This is a genomic window from Pigmentiphaga sp. MLSB6-MA01 (genome assembly GCF_058793475.1).
The window spans coordinates 236,906-255,415 of record NZ_JBXAFV010000009.1 but is presented as its reverse complement, the minus strand read 5'-3'; the positions used below and the strand labels follow the sequence as shown (position 1 = coordinate 255,415).

The window sequence follows — 18,510 nt, the reverse complement described above, 5'->3', positions numbered from 1 at the left end:
TCAACGGGGTCTGCGCCGCGGCCGTACCGCCCAGCGCCATGCCCAGCAAACAACCCCACATGCGCATTTTCATTGTCCGTCTCCTGGAATGATTTTTTTATGGAAAATGATTTTTCTCATGTATTTTTTGAACAAATTTCCCTGATGCGCCCAGCTCCCCACGCCCACTGGATCTCTTTTCGTTACGCCAGGAATCGCTTGAATCTTATGCCCGTGTATTTTTAATGAAAATAGACTATCTACACATGAGCATGGACAATCAGAACATTCTGGACAGGGCTTTCCCGGACATGCCCCCCGTGGAAACGCGCCCCGGGGGGCGCACGGGTGTGCCTCATCCCTTCCGGGCCGGCGCGCCTGGCATGGGAACGAAACCGGGCAACCCCTCGATGCGTGCCACCCAGACCCGGATGGCCGGATACGCGTCCAGGGACAACCCGCCCTCCGGCGCATGCGCGATATAGGTGTAGGCGGCGACCTTCGAAAGCATCAAATCTGCCGTGCGCGGCGGGAATCTCGCCACCGCGCTGTGTTCCCGTAAGGGCCGGGAGCAGACGCGCGCGGCGCGGGCGGTCATCGATTTGCTCGCGGGCCCGGCACCGGCCTGAGGATCCCTGGCAAGACCGCCCGGCTCACAGCGTGAGCACCACACTGTGCGGCAGGCCGTCCAACGGCAATGCAATCGTCCCCCCAGCGCACGCCAGGGCGATCCCATCCACGAATGCCGCGGTCACACCCCGGCCCCGCCCTGAAACGTTGTCCACCCGGATGTCATGCCGGCTCCCGTCTATTGCCACGCAGGCTTCGAATCCTGGCCAGGCAGCGGGAATACAAGGATTCAGGGTCAGGAACATGCCCGTCCGCTGAATGCCCAGGATCCCTTCGACGCCCGCACGGTACATCCAGGCCGCCGATCCGGTGTACCAGGTCCAGCCTCCCCGGCCGGCATGAGGTGCCACGGAATAGACATCTGCCGCCACCACATAGGGTTCGACCTTGTAGCGCTGTGCCCCCGCCGGGCTATGCGCGTGGTTGACGGGATTGAGCATCGAAAAAAGTTCGACGGCCTTGTCGCCGTTCCCCAAGGCCGTGTAGGCCAGGATCACCCACATGGCGGCATGCGTGTATTGACCGCCGTTTTCGCGCAGCCCTGGAGGATATCCCTGGATGTAGCCAGGGTCGTGGCCCCCCCGGTCGAAAGGCGGCGTAAACAGCAGGACCATGCCGTCATCCCGCTTCATCAAATGCCGCTCGAGGCTGGCCATGGCCATGGCGGCGCGCTCCGGCTGCGCCGCGCCCGACAAGACGGCCCACGACTGGGCAATGGAATCGATCCGGCACGCTTTGCCATCGCGCGAGCCCAGCCAGGTACCATCGTCGAAGGTGGCCCGCCGATACCATTCGCCGTCCCAGGCATGAGTCTCCATGGCCTCGCGCAAGCTGCCGGCATGCTCGCGCCAACGTGCCGCGCGAAGCGGATCCCGACCGCGCACCATGGGTTCGAACGTACCGATGGTGTGCAAGAGCAGCCAGCCTAGCCATACGCTCTCGCCGTGCCCCGCCTGCCCCACCCGGTTCATGCCGTCGTTCCAATCACCGCTCCCGATGAGCGGCAGCCCATGCACACCCGTACGCGCCATGCACAAATCCAGGCCACGTGCGCAATGCTCGAACAGAGTGGCGGCGCATTCCGACGGCTTCGGCAGGAAGAATGCGTCGTGCTCGTCCGTGCCGAGCGCAGGTCCTTCCACGAAACTGACCGGCTCGTCGAGCACCGCCTCGTCGCCACTGCGAAGGACATAATTTGCCGCCACGTACGCCAGCCAGACGCAGTCGTCCGAGATGCGCGTGCGCACCCCCTGCCCCGTCTGCGGTTGCCACCAATGCTGCACGTCGCCCTCGGCAAACTGGCGGGAAGCGGCGCGCAACAGCTGTCCCCGGGCCGCCTCGGGCATGGCCAACATCAACGCCATGCCGTCCTGCAACTGGTCGCGAAACCCGTATGCGCCGCTGGATTGATAGAAAGCCGATCGGGCCCAGAGCCGGCACGCGATCGTCTGGTAGAGCAGCCAGCCGTTCAAGAGAACATCCATGGCGCGGTCCGGTGTCTTTACCTGCACGGCGCCCAATTTTTCCTGCCAGCCCGAAACCACCTGGCCGAGCACTTCGTCCAGGTCCTGTTGACGGTAGCGCGCCACCAGTTCCCGCGCCTCCTCGGCCGAGCCGCACTGTCCCAGGAAAAAAACGATCTCGACCGACTCTCCCGGCTTCAAGGCCACCACGCGTTGCAGGACGGCACACGGATCCAGGGCCGCGCCGCAGCGACCCGACAGACCGGCGTCCCCCGTCAATGCCGCCGGGGCCGCCAATTCGCCGTTGTCGCCGAGAAACTCGCGCCGGTCCGCGGTGAGCGCGGTCTGGCTTCCGGCCAGATCTGCGAAAGCCACGCGCTGCGCAAAATCGAGACTCCATGGATTCACCGCGAAAATCGCGCCCGTGGCAGCGTCGACCCGGGTAATCAAGAACGGCGCCGAGACACTGCGCGTCGCGCCCAGAACCCATTCCACGTAGGCGGTGATCGACAGTTCGCGGGATCGGCCCGAATGATTGACGAGCGTCAGGCGGGAGATCTTGATCGGGTCCTGCCTGGGCACATACTGGAGCAGTTCGCTGGCGATTCCGTCATGCCTATGCTCGAAGCGGCTATAGCCAAAGCCATGCCGCGCGACATAGGCCGCATCATCGCGTATGGGCGATGCCGTCGGCGTCCACAGATCTCCGCTGGCCTCGTCGCGCAGATAGAACACCTCGCCGGGCGGATCCATCACCGGATCGTTCGACCATGGCGTCAGCTGGTTCTCCCTGCTATTTTCCGACCAGGTGTAGCCACTGCCTTCCGCGGATACCTGGAAGCCAAAACCCGGGTTGGCAACGACGTTGATCCAGGGCGCCGGCGTACTCTGGCCATTCAGCAGGCAAACGACGTACTCCTTGCCATCCAGGCCAAAACCACCCAGGCCGTTGAAGAACTCGAGCTCCCGCTCGTTCGAAGAACCTGACGACGCCGCCATCAAGGCCGTTGGCGCCGGACGAAATGGCATTTCCAGACGGGGCGAGGACTCGACGATACGGGCAAGCTGCTCGGCCACCGGCCCGTGACGCGCCAACAGCACGATACGGGCCACAGCCTGAATCAAGTCCTGTCCTTGAACGCTCATGAGATCGGCACGCAAGACATAGACGGTGCCCTTTGCCAGTTCCTTGCCAAAACTCGGCCTGGCCTGGCTGCTGCGCACGGCCGTATCGATGGCATTCTGCAAGTCCTGGGTATACGAGGACGTACGCTCGTTGAGAATGACGAGATCGACCGCCAGCCGCTTCATCCTCCAATACTCGTGTGCGCGCAGCATCTGCCTGACCAGCGAGATGTCCTGCGCATCGTCGATCCGAAGCAACACGATGGGAAAATCCCCGGATATACCGTATGGCCACAGTCCGGACTGGCTGCCGGCACCGCGGATGATGGCCTCCGACGGCACCCTGAACCGCGAATCCGGATAGAGCAGCGGTGCGGCCAATCGCTGGAAAGCCGCCGCTTCTTCGGCGTGCATCCCCAAGTGGCGCAGTTGCACCTGCGCCTGGGTCCAGGCCAAGGTCTCCGCCCGTTCGAAAGCGCTGCGATCGTGATGCTTGTCCACGAGGTCCAGCAGCGCCTCGCGCGTATCGGCCACGAGTGTCCAGAACGACACGCGGGCCACCTGGCCAGGTGCCACCCGGACACTGTGCCTGAGGGAAAAAACGGGATCCAGTACCGTCCCGACAGTATTGGACAACGGTTCTCCCTGGACGATATGTCCGGGCACCCAACCATGGGCTCTGCGATCGATAAAACGCGCCCGGTCGGTTTCATATTGCACCGGTGCGATGGCTTCGCCCTCCACCACGGCAAAATGCGCTGCCCAGATCCCGGGATCCTCGGGCGATCTCCGGCGCCGGGTTGCAACCAGGGCACCGAACTCAGGCAGGAATTCGGTTACCACGAACATCTTGGAGAAGGCGGGATGCGCGCGGTCGGCAGCCGGCGTGGCCAGCACGAGTTCCGCGTATGAGGTCAACTCGATCTCGCGAACGCGGCGCCCCGCGTTCGTCAGCAATACACGGCGTACCTCGCCGTCATCCTCGCCGGAAACGAGCACCTGCATGGCCGTCGTCAACGAGCCATCGCGGCGCATGAAATCCACCCGGTCTTCCGAGAAACCGATCTGGATCTGCTGCGGGTCCGTCCAGAGCGGCTCCGGCGTGGCCGACCACGCATGACCACGCTGGATATCGCGCGCGAACAGATAGGATCCGGAGCCATCGCGCGTGGCATCCCCATGCCACCTCGTCACGGCGATCTCACGCCAGCGGCTGTAGCCGCCGCTGGCGGTGGTCACCATGACCGTATAGCGGCCATTGGACAACAGGTGGGTATGAGGCGGACCGGCTGGCAGGCGCTCGAAGCAGCGCGTGGCGCCCTCCATTCCCCCGCCCCGGACGGTCCCGGCCTTGATCCGCTCCGCGCGGGGACGGGCCAGCGCCACATCGCGCGGTACGCGCTCCTGGAGCAGGGAGCCGCAGGCTTGAATCATGGGTTCGCGATGGAACCGATCGCGGATCCGGCCACCATGCAAGGCATTGGCAATGGCGACGATGGTCATGCCCTGGTGATGAGCCATGAAACTGCGAACGATGGCTACCGTTGCATTCTCACGCAATCTGGAAGGCGTGAAATCCAGCGCTTCATAGAAGCCGTGCCGGCCCCGAGCCCCCAGTTGCGCCAAGCGGATGAAATTTTCCTGCGCGGCTTCGGGATCGATCATCGCGGCAAGAGCGGTGGCATACGGCGCCACAACCCAGTCTTCGGACAGTCCTCGCTTCAGTCCCAGGCCAGGAACGCCGAAATTGAGGTACTGATAAGTGAACGCCATATCGCGCGCGTTGTAGGCCGACTCGGAAATTCCCCATGGCAGGTCCAGTTCCTCGGCATATTGCCGCTGGCGCCGCACGACCATGCGGTTGGTCTGCTCCAGCAGACTGCCCACCGGCGCGCGCATGACCAATGACGGCATCAGATATTCGAACATCGAACCCGACCACGAGATCAGCGTGGCCCGACAGGCAACAGGTGTGGACGTACGTCCCAGGCGCATCCAGTGGCGAGTGGGCACATCCCCCTTCGCAATGGCGAACAGGCTGGCCAGCCGCGCCTCCGATGCCAGCAGGTCGTAGCAACCGGGGTCCCGGCTGTTGTCGGCCAGGGAATAGCCGATGGACAGCAGCTTGCGTTCCGGGTCCAGCAAGAATGAAAAGTCCATCGCCGATGCCATCTCGCGCGCGGTATGCGCCAGGACTCGCAAGCGGGCATCGATGGCCTCCTGGCATCGCTCCCCCGCGTCAACGTCCTCTCGATGTTCCTGGATGGCAACCGACAACGCATTCGTCCAGAACACCAGATCCACGCCGTGCCCATCGGCTTCGACCGGTACCAATGCCCGGGCCCCGCCGGCGGCCTTCGCCGCCAGGCGGCCAAGCGAAGGCAACAGGGAAACCAGATCCTGCGGCCCCTGCAGCAGCGTATCCATCTCCTCCTGCAGGGCGGCTAGCTGTCGAAGGCGTTCATCCCCCGTAGCGGCCATGTCCGAGAGTGCTTCGCGCGCGAGCGCAAGGTCGTCGCGCAACCCGGAACGCACTTCCCGGCTGGAGCAATCCTCGGCCCATTCTTCGCACGTATTGGCAAGTGCAATCAAATGGCCGGCAAGGTTGCCGCTGTCGACCGATGACACATAGGCAGGCTGGAGCACGCGCAAGTCGTCGGTGGCGTACCAATTGAAAAGGTGGCCGTTGTACCGCTCCAGCCTGCCCACGGACGAAAGCGTGTCCTCCATCCGCCTGATGGCGCCGCACGTGCCGATCCATCCAAAATCGCGCGCCGCGACGATCGACAGGAGATACAAACCTATGTTCGTTGGCGAAGTACGCCGGGCCAGCACAGGCTTGGGCGTTTCCTGAAAATTGTCCGGCGGCAGCATATGGTCATCCGCCGTCACGAACGTTTCAAAGAATCTCCATGTCCGGCGAGCCGTGCGACGCAACGACAGGGCCGTCGCCGACGATACGCGCAGTTGAGCCGCCATCTGGGATGGCCGACTTATCCACCATGCGCAGGCTGGTGCCGCCAGCCACGCCAGCGCGAACGGCAAGAGCAACACCCACGAAGCGGGCTGCACGACGATGACTCCGACAACCATGACCACCGACAGGCAAACGCTTTGCCACATCATGCGATAGACACCCGCCAGTCCCAGCCGCGCCGAGCCGGTCAATTGCGCGGCCGTCGTCCACTCCAGGAGATGTCGATGCGTGACAAAGAGCCGCAGCAGGGTTCGACCGATCGCATCGGTCATCCTCCAGGCACCATCGGCCAGGAAGGTGAACGAAGCCAGGACATGCTCCCCCGCGATGGCCAGATCTTGGCCAAAGAGCATGGCACGGTTGCGCAGCGGGACCCCGCCGCGGCGCGCCGCCACGAAACTCAGCGATGAAAGCACGGCGGGAACGGCATGGCACAGGACGATTGTCAGGGTGGCAAGCGCCGCCGCCGGCAAGGGCAGCAACCACCCCGCGCCCAGCGCAAGAAAACTCGCCGGCGCCAGCAATGAGCGGCGCAGATTGTCCAGCATCTTGCCTCGCCCTATCGGCGGCACGGCAAGATTGCCGGCGGCGCGTCCGAACAGCCAGGGCAGCAGCTGCCAGTCGCCACGCGTCCACCGGTGGGCGCGCCGGCAAGCCACGTCATAGCGGGCGGGAAACTCTTCGATGATCTCGATGTCCGACGCCAGGCCCGCCCGCGCGAATATTCCCTCGAACAGATCGTGGCTGAGCATGGCATTTTCCGGCACACGACCTGCCAGCACCGCCTCGAAGGCATCGATGTCGTAGATACCTTTGCCGGTATAGGATCCTTCGCCGAACAAATCCTGGTAGACATCGGAGGCGGCGGCCGCATAGGGGTCCAGCCCCCCCGGGCTGGAAAACAGCCGCTGGTAGATCGAACCCTTGCGGTGCAGCGGCAGCGAAGGCGTCACCCTGGGCTGCAGAATGGCATGACCTTCGACGATGCGTTGCGTCGCGGCATCGAATTTCGGCCTGTTCAGAGGATGAGCCATTTTCCCGATGAGCTTCTGGGCCGCATCTCTGGGCAGGCGTGTATCGGCATCCAGGGTAAGCACGTAGCGCACGCCTTGTGCCACATGCTGGGTCAAGCCCGGAATAGGCGCATAGCTGGTGTTCGTTGCGCCACGCAAGAGCCGATTCAGCTCATGCAACTTGCCGCGCTTGCGTTCCCACCCCATCCATATGCCCTGCGTCTCGTTGAACAACCTTCGACGACTCAGCAACAAGAATCGGCTGCCGCCCGGCGCCGGACCGTGCCGAAGGTTGAGCCGGGCGACGGCGGCGGCTCCCGCCGCCAGGATCGCTGCGTCGGCCGGAATCTCTTCGGTATCCGCATCCGGTCCATCGGCAAGCAAGGCATAGACCAGATCACCGCCCGCGCCCGACAGATAAAGCACCTCCAACTGCTCGATGTGGGCCAGCATCTCCTCCTCGCTGGTCAGCAACGTGGGAACGGCAACCAGTGTCCTGTGCTCTTCCGGCACATTCTGCGTAAAGTCGACGGCGGGGAGTATCGACGCGCCAAGTTTCCAGGTAATGGCGCGATTCAGAAGCACTGTGGCGAATTCGGAAACCGGGAAAATCGCCAGGAGCAGGAATGCCACCACCCCGCCCGCCGCCATGCCGGGCGTCCATAGCACCCACCACACCAAGGCGGCCAGCGCCACGGTTGCGCTCATGATGGAACCCACATAGCCCGCGATGCCGCCCCGGACGGCCAGCCGGTCCAGGCCGACCCGCCAGGGTGCGGCATAACCTATCCGCGCCTCCAGCGCGGGCCGCCCAGCTGCAATAAGGTAATAACCCGGGTCGCTCACACGGGCCCTGTCGCCCCCCCGCGCGCCGACGGCCGCGGCGCGGGCGGCGTCCAGCACGGCCTGTGTCACCTGCAGCTCCGTCATGGCCGAGCCGCGCGCCAGTTGTTCTATTTCCTTGCGATACAGGTCGCGCGTGGAGAAATCCATTTCGCCAAAACCGCTGGACGTCCGCAACAATTCGTCCGGCAGGCTTACGCTTTCGAACCAGTCCGCCCAATCGATGTCGGAGATCAGCCGCATGCTGGTGATGACGTTGCGGACGCTGACATTGGACGCCCCCTGCCGCTGCTGCGCCTTCTCCACCACATCGTCCCTGGAGCTGCCTTGCTTGACGAGGCGGTCCTCCAACCACGCCAAGGCCGGCGTCTCGCGCGGATCCTGATCGCGCAGCCGCTTGCTCAACTGCGCAGCGAAGATTTCCGACAAGGGCCCCATCGAGGCGATCTTCGCGTTCAAGCCCGATACAGTGCCCGCCGAGCCCGACCGCAGCAGCCCATCGGCCATCTCGTCGGCGCTATCGCGTGCCGCGCGGCCGGCGCCGATTTCTTCGGCCAAACGGCGCAGGTTCTCGACCAGCACAATGCGCAAGGTAATGGCTACGGCCCACAACTCGCCGATCGTGAGGGGGCGCACCGACTGATAGGCCGAAATGAAACGATACAAGACCTCGGGGTCGAAGTTGCTGTCGGTGTGGGCGACGAACGCCCAAGCCACGCCGAGCACTCGCGGATAGCCAGCGAAGGGACCGGAAGATAATTTGGGTAATTGCCGGTAGAACCCGGGGGGAAGATCATCGCGGACCTCGCGGACCTGCTCTTCCACGACGTGGTAGTTATCGAGCAGCCATTCTGCCGCCGGCTCCACCGCGCGGCCGCCTTCGAGTTCCGCGGCGCTTGAATGATAGGCAGCCAGCAGGACTGCGGCGTTGTCGCCAAGGCGCCTATGCAGAGAGGAAACCCGGCGCGGCCTTGACGTGACTTCCTGTGCAGCGGCCAGGCTGCGGGCATGTTGTGCAAGACGCTCTACGCCGAACAGCTCATGCCTGACCGGATCTTTTTCATTCCAGGGCGAACCCCTGGTTACTTCTTCCTGGGTTCCGATTGAGCGCCTCCTTTGGAGGAGGCCGCGCCGGATCCGGCAACGGGGATGGGAGGGGCCTTGGGGGGCTGCTTGGGTTTCTTCGGCTCCCTATTGCCGCGAATCTGACCTTTGGCCATGATGGACGCTCCTGTGTGGCGGGCATAAGAACAATGCTCAACCCAGCATACAGTGTTCCGCGTGCACCGAAGCATCTTCTTTTGCTACCAGACCGCGCGGCGAATCGAAAAGAAAGAATGGGGCGATGCTCGAATGAGCGTATGCTGTTCGCAGGCTGCCTCGTTGCATGTTGCCTCGCTGCAGGGCCTACGGAGTGCACTCATGGAAAAGAAGGGACGGCCGATGAAGAGGAAAAAGCCGGTGCCGCCCGCTGCGCCGTTGAACTGGGCTCAACCAGGCAGCGTTTCAGCGGCAAAGCCGCCTCAAGACCACAAGCCATTGCCGCGAACCGCCGGACGAGGACGCTAGCGCCGCGGGAACACGACCGCGCCCTACACCCGGACCCGCGCCCTCAGCCCCGCCGGGCCGCCACGATCGCTGCCACGTCGATTTTCCCCATCTCCATCATCGCCTCGAACGCGCGCCTGGCCTCGCCGCCGCCGACGGCCAGCGCCTCGGTCAACACGCGCGGCGTGATCTGCCAGGAAATGCCCCATTTGTCCTTGCACCAGCCACATGCGCTTTCCTGGCCGCCGTTGCCGACGATGGCGTTCCAATAGCGATCGGTCTCTTCCTGGTCGTCCGTGGCGATCTGGAACGAGAAAGCCTCGTTGTGCTTGAAGGTGGGTCCGCCGTTCAGGCCGAGGCAGGGAATACCGGCGACCGTGAACTGGACCGTCAGCACGTCACCCGCCTTGCCGGACGGATAGTCACCCGGGGCGCGGTGGACGGCGTGCACCGCGCTGTCGGGAAAGGTCTCGGCGTAGAAGCGGGCCGCCGCCTCGGCGTCCTTGTCGTACCACAGGCAGATCGTGTTCTTGGCGATGGTCATGGCAGTTCCTCTTGCATGTGAATGCGCCTCGACGAGAGGTTGCGCCAGTCGAGATTAAATCAAGAACGCCGCAAACGGTAGAAACCCGCAGCCGTATCGTGGAACAGCGATGCCTTCTCCGCGTCGCCATAGCCTGCCGCCACCCGTTTGAACGCATTCCACAGCACGCCGTACCCGCAGGACTGCTTGTCGACGGGGAAATTGCTCTCGAACATGCAGCGCTCCGCGCCGAACAACTCGATACAAGTTTCGATGTATGGCCGCCAGGCGGTAGCCAGCTCCATCGACGACGGCGGCAAGGGCCGGGTATGGAAATCCCACCCGCAGTACAACATCCCCAGCCCCCCCACCTTCACGTATAGGTTGGGAAAGACGGCCAGTTCGCGCAGGCGGGCGCGCCAGGACTCGAAGACTTCCTGTCTGTCGATGTAGGGCGGAATACCCAGCACTCCGCCCACATGGTTCAACACGACGGGAATATCGGGGCAAGCCCGCAACAGGCTGCCCAGTTCGGCCAGTTGCGTATGGTAGATCCACGCCTCGAAAGAAAGCCCGTGCCGTCGCAACGCGGCGTATCCCTGGCGGAACGCCGGATCGGCGAGCATGTATCGGGGCGAAAACGATCTGCCGTAGGCGGCGCTGCCGTCATCCCAGGTCGCGCCGTGCCGTATGCCCCTCAGCCGGCCGTTGCCGGCCGCGGCCAAGGCTTCCAGGACCGCCTCGACGTCCGGCGTCCGGAGATCCGCATGGCCGACGATGGCCTCGCAGATCCTGGCCCCGCCGTATTGCCCGCTCGCGCAGGCCGCCGCCATGCCGTTGGCGAATTCGACTTCTCCTACAGGCTTCATCGCTTCCGGACCATCGCGGCGATACATGCTCTTGGCCTGGAGGAACACCGTGGCGACGATGTTGTGTCCCGAATTCAGGTCGGCCAACAGTTCGTCCAGCAAATACCTTCCGCGGTCGTCGTGCCAAAGATGATGATGCGGATCGATGATGGGCAGCTCGGGATCGATGGCCTCTTCAAGCCGCCCCGCCGTCCACGCCGCGACTTCGTCGAGCGGGCGCGGCATGTTGCCCCGGAACTCCGGAGTGCTCCTGGTCTCGGTGGACATGCTCATTTTCCTTGCTTTTGATCGCCTGGGGCCGGAATACGGACCTCCGCGCCAGCCCAGGCCTCGTAGTACGTCGCCAGCCGGGACATGTCCTCGCCGCCCCCGCCCAGTCCCGCCGCGAGCCGGTACAGCGACCGCGTACCGTCGAGCACCCAGGTCGTCACGCCCAGCCTCCTGGCCTCGTCGGCGACGAAATCGAGATCGTTCAACGCGGCTCCCAAGGACTTGCCGTAGGCGAACGTCCTGGTGGCGACCTGTTCCGGCAGGACACGCGAACTCGCGAAATTCCTGCCTGTCTCGATCCCGAGAATGCGCGTCATCGTGATCGGGTCCAGTCCTGCCTTCGCGCCAGCGACGAATGCCTCGCAGGCCGCGGCCAACAGGGTTGCCGACACGGCCCCCACCAACCTGTCCATCCATTGTGCTTGCCCCGTTGCTGCGCCCGCCTCCGCCACGCGCCCACCCCCGACTTCGACGCCCGCCCACGGCTCGAGATAGGTGATCAGCGAGGTTCCGTCTCGTTCGGCGCCCCCCTGGGATGCCGCGAAACCCCAGAGCTGCTGCACCCTCCTGGCGATCCAGGCCGGAACGCCCAGTTCCTCCACGACCCCCGCGGCCAGCGACGTATCCTTGGCCGTAATGGCCATCCTGGCGCCGAAATCGAAGCTCCGGGTAAGCACCGACCTGGCGAACTTGTTGCGCGTCGCACTGCTGCTTGCGTCGCTGGCGTTGATCGCCTCGAGCATCGCCGCGGGGTCCAGCCCGGCCTTGGTCCCGAGGATCATGGCTTCGCAGGCCACCGCCATGCCTGTCGCGGAAAGCAGGTTGTTCAGCAGTTTCAATGTCTGGGCTCGGCCGTTCCGCTCCCCCAGGTGCAGCAGGGCGATGCTGGCCAGATCCGCCATGACCGGCCGGGCCCTCTCGAATGCCGCCGAGGGCCCGGAACACATGATCCCCAGCGTTCCATTGCCGGCAGTGACGACATTCCCCGTTATGGGAGCATCCAGGAAATCGATCTTCCTGGCGGCCAATGCCGCCCCGAGCTCCAGGGCGAACGCCGGTCCCGTCGTGGAAAAATCCACCAGCGTGGAGATGCGGGTTCCATGCTGCAATCCTTCCGCCCCCAGCGCGACTTCCCGCAAGGCGCGCAATGATGGCAGGCAGGTGAAGACGGTCGAGGCTTCGCTGGCCAGGCCCTTCAATGTGGAAGCAGTACGGGCGCCACGCCCCACCAGGTCGGCGACCGCTCCGTGGTTCAAGTCGCTGACGATGACATCATGGCCCCGGGACACCAGCCAGCGCGCCATGGGCGCCCCCATGGCGCCCAGCCCCACGAACCCTATCGGCCCGGCTGCCCTGTCTGCACGTCCTGTTCCTGTCGCTTCCTTCATCCCGCCTCTCCATCCCGATGTCGTCCCACTTGTTCAATCGATCTGCGTGTTCGTCCGTTTGATCACCTCCCGCCACTTGTCGATCTCGGCGGCCAGGAAGGCCTTGAATTCCTCCGGCGTCGAGCCGCGCGCTTCCGTGTTCATCTCGGCGAGCCTGGCGTTCAGGTCGGGCATTTTCAGGGCCTGGTTCACGGCCTGATTCAACCTGGCGACGATGGCCGGCGGCGTTCCCGCCGGCGCGAGCAGACCTTGCCAGTTGTTCACTTCGAATCCGGGAAGACCGAACTCGGCAATCGCCGGCACGCCGGGCAGCGACGATTGGCGCCTGGGCGCGGTCACGCCCAGCAGCCTGAGCTTGCCCGTTTCCGCCTGCGGCAGCGCCGACGCGGGGGTCAGCAGCGACATGTCGACGTTGCCGGACAGCAGCGATACCGCCGCCGGCGCCATGCCTCCGTACGGAACGTGCACGGCCTTGAAGCCAGCCAGATCCTTCAACAGCTCCATCCCCAGGTGAGAGCCCTGCCCGGCGCCCGCCGATGCATAGGTAAGCTCATCCTTCCTGCCCTTGGCGACCAGTTCCTGGAACGATTTCAGCGGAGAAGCTGCCGGGACGCAAAGGTAGAAATAATTGGCAACCAGGAGACTGACCGGCGAGAAGTCCCGCACGGGATGGAACGGGAGTTTCCTGTAGAGCGTCAGATTGCTTGCGAAGCTGGAATTCGCGGCAAGCAGGGTATATCCGTCGGCCGCGGCCCTGGCCACGTAGTCCGCGCCGATATTGCCGCCGGCCCCCGGCTTGTTCTCCACGATGACGGGCTGCCCGAGCGTCGCCGCCAGTTTCTCCGCCACCAGCCTCGCCACGACATCCGCCCCGCCCCCGGCAGAGGCATTGACGATCAGCCGGATGGGCTTGCCAGGGTAGGTTTCCGACCATGCCATGACCGGCAGAGAAGCTACCGCCACCGCAAGAGCAATCGTCGCGCAGTTGCGCGACACAGCACGACCTGCATTCATACCTGTCTCCTGTCGGGGTCGGGCAGGGCCCGCCCCGCGTTTTCGCGCCAATCGCGACCAGCGGCTATTTCCCGCTGAACACGGGTTTGCGGCGCTCCCTGTAGGCGGCGATCGCCTCCCGGTAGTCTTCCGTCGACTGGATCACCGCCATGTGCGCGGACACGGCGCGCAGGCTGGTCCTCAGGTCCGTCTGCAAGGACTGGTAGAGCAATTTCTTGATCTCGCGCTGCTGGACGGGCGGCCCCTCGGACAGGCGTCCGGCGAACGCCAGCGTCTGCGCCATCAGGTTCTCGTCCTCGTAAACACGTGAAACCAGCCCCAGTTCGAGCGCCTCCGGCGCATCGACGAAGTCGCCGGTCCACAGCAGCTCCAGCGCGCGCGCCACGCCCACGATGCGCGGCAGGAAATAGCAGCCGCCATTGCCCGGCAACAGTCCCACCCTGACGTATGCCTCGGCGAAACGCGCCGAGGCGGCGGCAAAACGGATGTCGCACATCAGGGCGAGATCCATGCCGGCGCCCACCGCGGGACCGTTCACCGCGGCGATCAAGGGTTTTTCGAACTCTTCGACGGCGCGCGCGACCCGATGCGTCACGCCATGCAGGCGATCCATCCGTTCCAGCGGCGTTGGCGCGCCACCTCCACCGTCGTTGGCGCGCCTTCCAAGATCGCCTCCCGAGCAGAACGCGTCACCCGCACCCGTCAGGACCACGCAGCTTGTTCCCGGATCGTCGTTCGCCGAACGCAGCGTCGAGCAAAGCGCATCGAGCATTTCCTCGCTCTGGGCATTCTTCTTCTCGGGTCGGTTCAGACGAGCGATCACGACCCGTCCATGTCTCGAAACATCCAGATCAGCCACCTTCGTTCTCCTGTCGTCGCCAGCCGGCTTGCCTAGTTCCTGATAGCGGCCCGATGCCGCTCATGCTCTTTGCGGGCCTCATCCAGCGCACGCTTGACCCCACGGTTCATCCAACGCTTGACCTGCGCGTAGGCAAGCGCCCCTTTTTCGCCCAGCGACGCGGCCAACTCCCCTGCCCTGTCCTGCAGTACGCCGCTTTCAGCCAACTCGCGAACCAGCCCTCTGGCGCTGGCATCGGCGGCTGGCATGCGCCGCCCCGTCAGGACGAGGTCCATGGCCGCGCTGCGTCCCGCCACCGCTTCCACGATGCTGGCGCCGGAGAAAGTCGGAATCCCGATGTCGATCTCGGGCAGCGAAAAGCTGGCGGCGGTGGCGGCGACACAGGCGTCCGCCAGCCAGGCCAGCATGGCGCCGGCACCGATGGCCGCGCCCTCCACCGCGACGACGACAGGCTTGGCGCTATCGATCACGGCGTCCTGCAGCCGTGCCAGCGCGATGGAGCGTCGCTCGCGCTGCCTCGCAGCGTCGCCATCCGGAGACTGTTCCTTCACGTCCACGCCGGCGCAAAAGATACGCGCGCCGGGCGCACACAGGACAACAGCCCGGACTCCCTCTTGGGCCCCGGCATCGCGGATCGCCTCCGCCATGGTTTCCATCATCCCGATCGTCAAGGCGTTGGCCTTCGCGGGCCGATTCAGCACGATCCATAGGATCGAATCCCGCACCTCGATCCTGACCAGGGTTTCATCTTCGCTCATGGTTTTGCTCTCTCGATAGGCTGTCTTGTCTTGGCATGGACCCCGCCACGCTACGAAGGATGAAACGCGTCGGCGAAGAACTGCCGGGGCGGAAGCTTCCGCGCGCCGATGAAGTCGCGGCGCGCGGCTTCCACCATCGGCGGCGCCCCGCATACGTACACATCATGGCCGGAAAGATCGTCGAAATCGTCCATCACCGCCTGGTGGACGAAACCGGTCCGCCCCTGCCACGCATCCGCCGGTTCCCCATCCGAAACGACGGGTACGTAATCCAGGCCGACGTGGTCACGCCAGTGGCCCGCGAGTTCATGAAGGTAGAGGTCGGGAGGACGTCGCCCGCCCCAGTAGAGCGACATGGGCCGGCTCGAACGCTGTTCGATCAAGGTCTCTATCATGGACTTCACTGGCGAAAACCCCGTCCCGCCGGCGACGAAGAGCAACGGACGATCGGATCCGCCTCTCAGGACGAAGGTCCCCAGGGGGCCCTCCATCCTGACCAGGTCTCCATCCTTGATGCTTTCGAAGACATACTTGCTCAGCACGCCTCCGTAGTTCCGCAGGTGCATTTCCAGCCCTGCGTCGCCGCCAGACGGCGCGTTGGCCAGGGAAACACAGCGGCGGACACCGCCGGACATGACTACATTCATGTGCTGGCCAGCGACGAAGCCGAATGTCTCGCCTTCCGGCAAGGCTAGCCGGATCCGCCGTACGTCCTCGGAAAGCGGGTCGACTCCGACCACGTGCGCCGCGATTCGCCGCACCGGCACATCGCGCGTTTCTTCCACGATGTTGCATGCGAGCGTCACGTCCGAAACGGCCCTGGTCTGGCACAGCAGCACATCGCCTTCGGCGCGGTCGTGCGGGGACAGTCCCCTTGCCTTCGCCGTGTTGAAATCGACGTGCCCGTCGACGACACGGACGCGGCAGGTGCCGCACAACCCCGTCTTGCAACTGTGCGGCAGCATGACTCCCGCCCGCAGCGCCGCCGCGAGGATGGACTCGTCGGCGGCGGCCTCGAATGCCATTTCCACTGGCAGGCAACGTATCTTCAGGTTCGTGGACACGATCCGCCTCCGTCACGCCTCGCCGCGCCCGGCCTGCGCCGTCGGCACGACCAGGGCGTCCGCCGCCACGACGCCCCGCGCAGACAGGAACAACGGATTGACGTCGATCTCCTGGACCTCCTTCCGGACAGCCCAGCCGAACCGCGACAGGGCAGCCAGGGCACGCGCGGCCGAAGCCACGTCCAGGACGGCCCCTCCCCGAGCTCCGTCGAATATCGGCCGGCAACGCAGTTCATCCAGCATGTCCAGGGCCGTACGTTCGTCGAATGGCGCCAGCCTGTACGAGACATCCTTCAGGATCTCCGCATAAATGCCGCCCGCGCCGACCATGACCACCGGCCCGAACACCACGTCGTTCACGACGCCGGCGATCAGCTCGAAGCCCTCGGTGACCATCTCCGAGATCATCATTCCGTCTATCGTGGCCATCGGCGCCAGCCGGGCGACGCTCTCGCTTATCTGCTCGATCGCCGACGCCACCTCCTCCGCGGACGCCAGATTGACCTTGACGCCCCCGACCTCGGACTTGTGAGGGATATCGCGCGAAACGACCTTGACCACCGCCGGATATGACAGGCTCGCCAGGTCTGCTTGCCCGCCGTTGCGTACCAGCAGGTCCCTGGTTACCGGGACGCCGGCCTTGGCCAGCACCGACTTGGACTCCATTTCCGACAACGCGCGCCCGGCCCGTAGCGCCGCGCGCACGTCCGCCTCCAGCTCGACGATAGCGTCGCCCTCCGGAGCGTCCGCGATCCGTGCTCGTGCCTGCCTGTAGGCCCACAGCACAGCCAGTGCGTTCGCCGCCCTGGACGGCGACGGCAGCACCGGAACCCGGGCTTCGGAGAAGATCTCCAGCGCGGCGGCATTCGCCGCCGGCGGCGTCGATGAAAAGACCGCGATCGGCTTGGTGTACTGTCCCGACACCCGCGCGATGACTTCTGCCGCCACCGCGCTGCCGCCGGGCCCCGTCGTCGCCAGGTTGACACACAACGCGCCGACCCGGGCATCGTCCAGGACAGCTCGCAGGGCAATCTCGAGCTTCTCCTTGTTTTGCTCGGAGAAATAGCCGGCGGTCAGGTCGATGGGATTGTGTAGCGCGCCTATGCTCGGCACCACCGGTCCGAGGCGTTCCTGCGTGGCCTCGGTCAGCGTGCACAGGCTCAGCCCGCGCCGCTCGCCGGCGTCGGCGAAGACGATCGCCGATCCGCCCGAAACGCCCATGACGGCGACGCCATTGCTTTCCGGAAGCTTGCCCGGCGCAAACGCCTTCAGATAATCCACGACTTCGTGCAGCTCGGCGATCTCCACGATCCCCGTCTGCTTGTACAGCGCGCGATAGAAATCGTAGCTGCCCGTCATGCTGGCCGTGTGCGACGCCGCCGCCCGGGCGCCCTGCTCCGTCACGCCGCCCTTCCACAGCAGGATGGGCTTGCCGGCGGCCAACGCCCGCCGGCCCACCCGCAACAGCGCCCGACCATCACGAGTTCCCTCGATGTACGAGACGATGCACGCGGTTTCGGGGTCGTCGATCAGCGCGTCGATCATCTCCACCGTGTCGATGTCGCTCTCATTGCCGGTCGCGACGACGTGCCGGAATCCGATCTTCGCCTCGGCGCAGGCCAGCGCGATGCTGTAGCCGAAGCCCCCGCTCTGCGTCACCAGCGAGACGTTTCCCGGCTCGAGCTTGGGGTCGCGGGTGATGCTGCCGAACGCCGCGTAGACATTCGCGGGAATGCTGGCGAACCCCAGGCAATTGGGGCCGATGACCCGCATGCCCGCCTCGCGGGCGATGGTCATCAGTTCTTGCTCGCGCTCGGCGCCTTCCGGCCCGCTTTCTCGGAATCCGCCGCTGAAGACGGTCACGTAGGGGACCGATTTCGCCGCGCATTCCCGCATGACCGGGATCACCCCTTTCGCGGGAACCCCGATCACGACCAGGTCCACGTCCTCGTCGATGGCTTCCACCGAGGGATAGCATTTCAAGCCCTGGAACTCCTGGTACTTCGGATTCACCGGGAAAATGCGCCCTTGATAGCCGTTCCTCATCAAGGCCCGGACCGCCTGGGATCCGGGACGCGCGGCGTCGTCGGAAACACCGACCACCGCGATGGACCGGGGCTCCAGCAAGAATTTGAATTTGCTCATACCGTCTCTACCATCCACCTGTTCGACTTCGATTCTTCGCCG

9 protein-coding genes and 1 pseudogene are annotated in these 18,510 nt (G+C 64.8%); all 10 read right to left on the bottom strand.

What is annotated here, in order from left to right:
* Nucleotides 1-334 precede the first annotated feature (334 nt).
* Nucleotides 335-481 (bottom strand): annotated as a pseudogene (locus tag AC1Q6E_RS16730) (glutathione S-transferase family protein); the annotation flags it as partial.
* 151 nt (nucleotides 482-632) lie between these two features.
* Nucleotides 633-9,134, bottom strand: coding sequence for a glycoside hydrolase family 94 protein (locus tag AC1Q6E_RS16725; protein ID WP_492573134.1), 8,502 nt, complete (start codon nucleotides 9,132-9,134; stop codon nucleotides 633-635).
* A 508-nt stretch (nucleotides 9,135-9,642) separates the two neighbouring features.
* Nucleotides 9,643-10,122, bottom strand: a complete 480-nt coding sequence (locus tag AC1Q6E_RS16720; protein WP_152799217.1) for a VOC family protein — start codon at nucleotides 10,120-10,122, stop codon at nucleotides 9,643-9,645.
* 59 nt (nucleotides 10,123-10,181) lie between these two features.
* Nucleotides 10,182-11,195, bottom strand: a complete 1,014-nt coding sequence (locus AC1Q6E_RS16715) for an amidohydrolase family protein (RefSeq protein WP_152799704.1) — start codon at nucleotides 11,193-11,195, stop codon at nucleotides 10,182-10,184.
* 44 nt (nucleotides 11,196-11,239) lie between these two features.
* Nucleotides 11,240-12,628 carry an NAD-binding protein gene (locus AC1Q6E_RS16710; RefSeq protein WP_152799215.1) on the bottom strand — a complete coding sequence of 463 codons (1,389 nt, stop codon included), beginning with the start codon at nucleotides 12,626-12,628 and terminating at the stop codon, nucleotides 11,240-11,242.
* A 33-nt stretch (nucleotides 12,629-12,661) separates the two neighbouring features.
* Nucleotides 12,662-13,642 (bottom strand): tripartite tricarboxylate transporter substrate binding protein, encoded by a 981-nt coding sequence (locus AC1Q6E_RS16705; RefSeq protein ID WP_152799213.1) that lies wholly within the window; start codon nucleotides 13,640-13,642, stop codon nucleotides 12,662-12,664.
* A 64-nt stretch (nucleotides 13,643-13,706) separates the two neighbouring features.
* Nucleotides 13,707-14,465: an enoyl-CoA hydratase/isomerase family protein gene (locus tag AC1Q6E_RS16700; RefSeq protein ID WP_492573126.1), complete on the bottom strand. Its 759-nt coding sequence runs from the start codon at nucleotides 14,463-14,465 to the stop codon at nucleotides 13,707-13,709.
* A 68-nt stretch (nucleotides 14,466-14,533) separates the two neighbouring features.
* Complete coding sequence (locus tag AC1Q6E_RS16695; RefSeq protein WP_296554930.1) at nucleotides 14,534-15,259, bottom strand: enoyl-CoA hydratase/isomerase family protein; 726 nt, start codon at nucleotides 15,257-15,259, stop codon at nucleotides 14,534-14,536.
* Between the two features lie 50 nt (nucleotides 15,260-15,309).
* Complete coding sequence (locus tag AC1Q6E_RS16690; protein WP_492573125.1) at nucleotides 15,310-16,323, bottom strand: 2Fe-2S iron-sulfur cluster-binding protein; 1,014 nt, start codon at nucleotides 16,321-16,323, stop codon at nucleotides 15,310-15,312.
* Nucleotides 16,324-16,335: 12 nt separating this feature from the next.
* Nucleotides 16,336-18,468 (bottom strand): acetate--CoA ligase family protein, encoded by a 2,133-nt coding sequence (locus tag AC1Q6E_RS16685; protein WP_152799208.1) that lies wholly within the window; start codon nucleotides 18,466-18,468, stop codon nucleotides 16,336-16,338.
* Nucleotides 18,469-18,510: the final 42 nt, after the last annotated feature.

Excerpts from the sequence above, each read along its gene's own strand:
- AC1Q6E_RS16720 (WP_152799217.1), bottom strand. The coding sequence starts at position 10,122 with ATGACCATCGCCAAGAACACGATCTGCCTGTGGTACGACAAGGACGCC.
- AC1Q6E_RS16715 (WP_152799704.1), bottom strand. The coding sequence starts at position 11,195 with ATGCCGCGCCCGCTCGACGAAGTCGCGGCGTGGACGGCGGGGCGGCTT.
- AC1Q6E_RS16710 (WP_152799215.1), bottom strand. The coding sequence starts at position 12,628 with ATGAAGGAAGCGACAGGAACAGGACGTGCAGACAGGGCAGCCGGGCCG.
- AC1Q6E_RS16705 (WP_152799213.1), bottom strand. The coding sequence starts at position 13,642 with ATGAATGCAGGTCGTGCTGTGTCGCGCAACTGCGCGACGATTGCTCTT.
- AC1Q6E_RS16695 (WP_296554930.1), bottom strand. The coding sequence starts at position 15,259 with ATGAGCGAAGATGAAACCCTGGTCAGGATCGAGGTGCGGGATTCGATC.
- AC1Q6E_RS16685 (WP_152799208.1), bottom strand. The coding sequence starts at position 18,468 with ATGAGCAAATTCAAATTCTTGCTGGAGCCCCGGTCCATCGCGGTGGTC.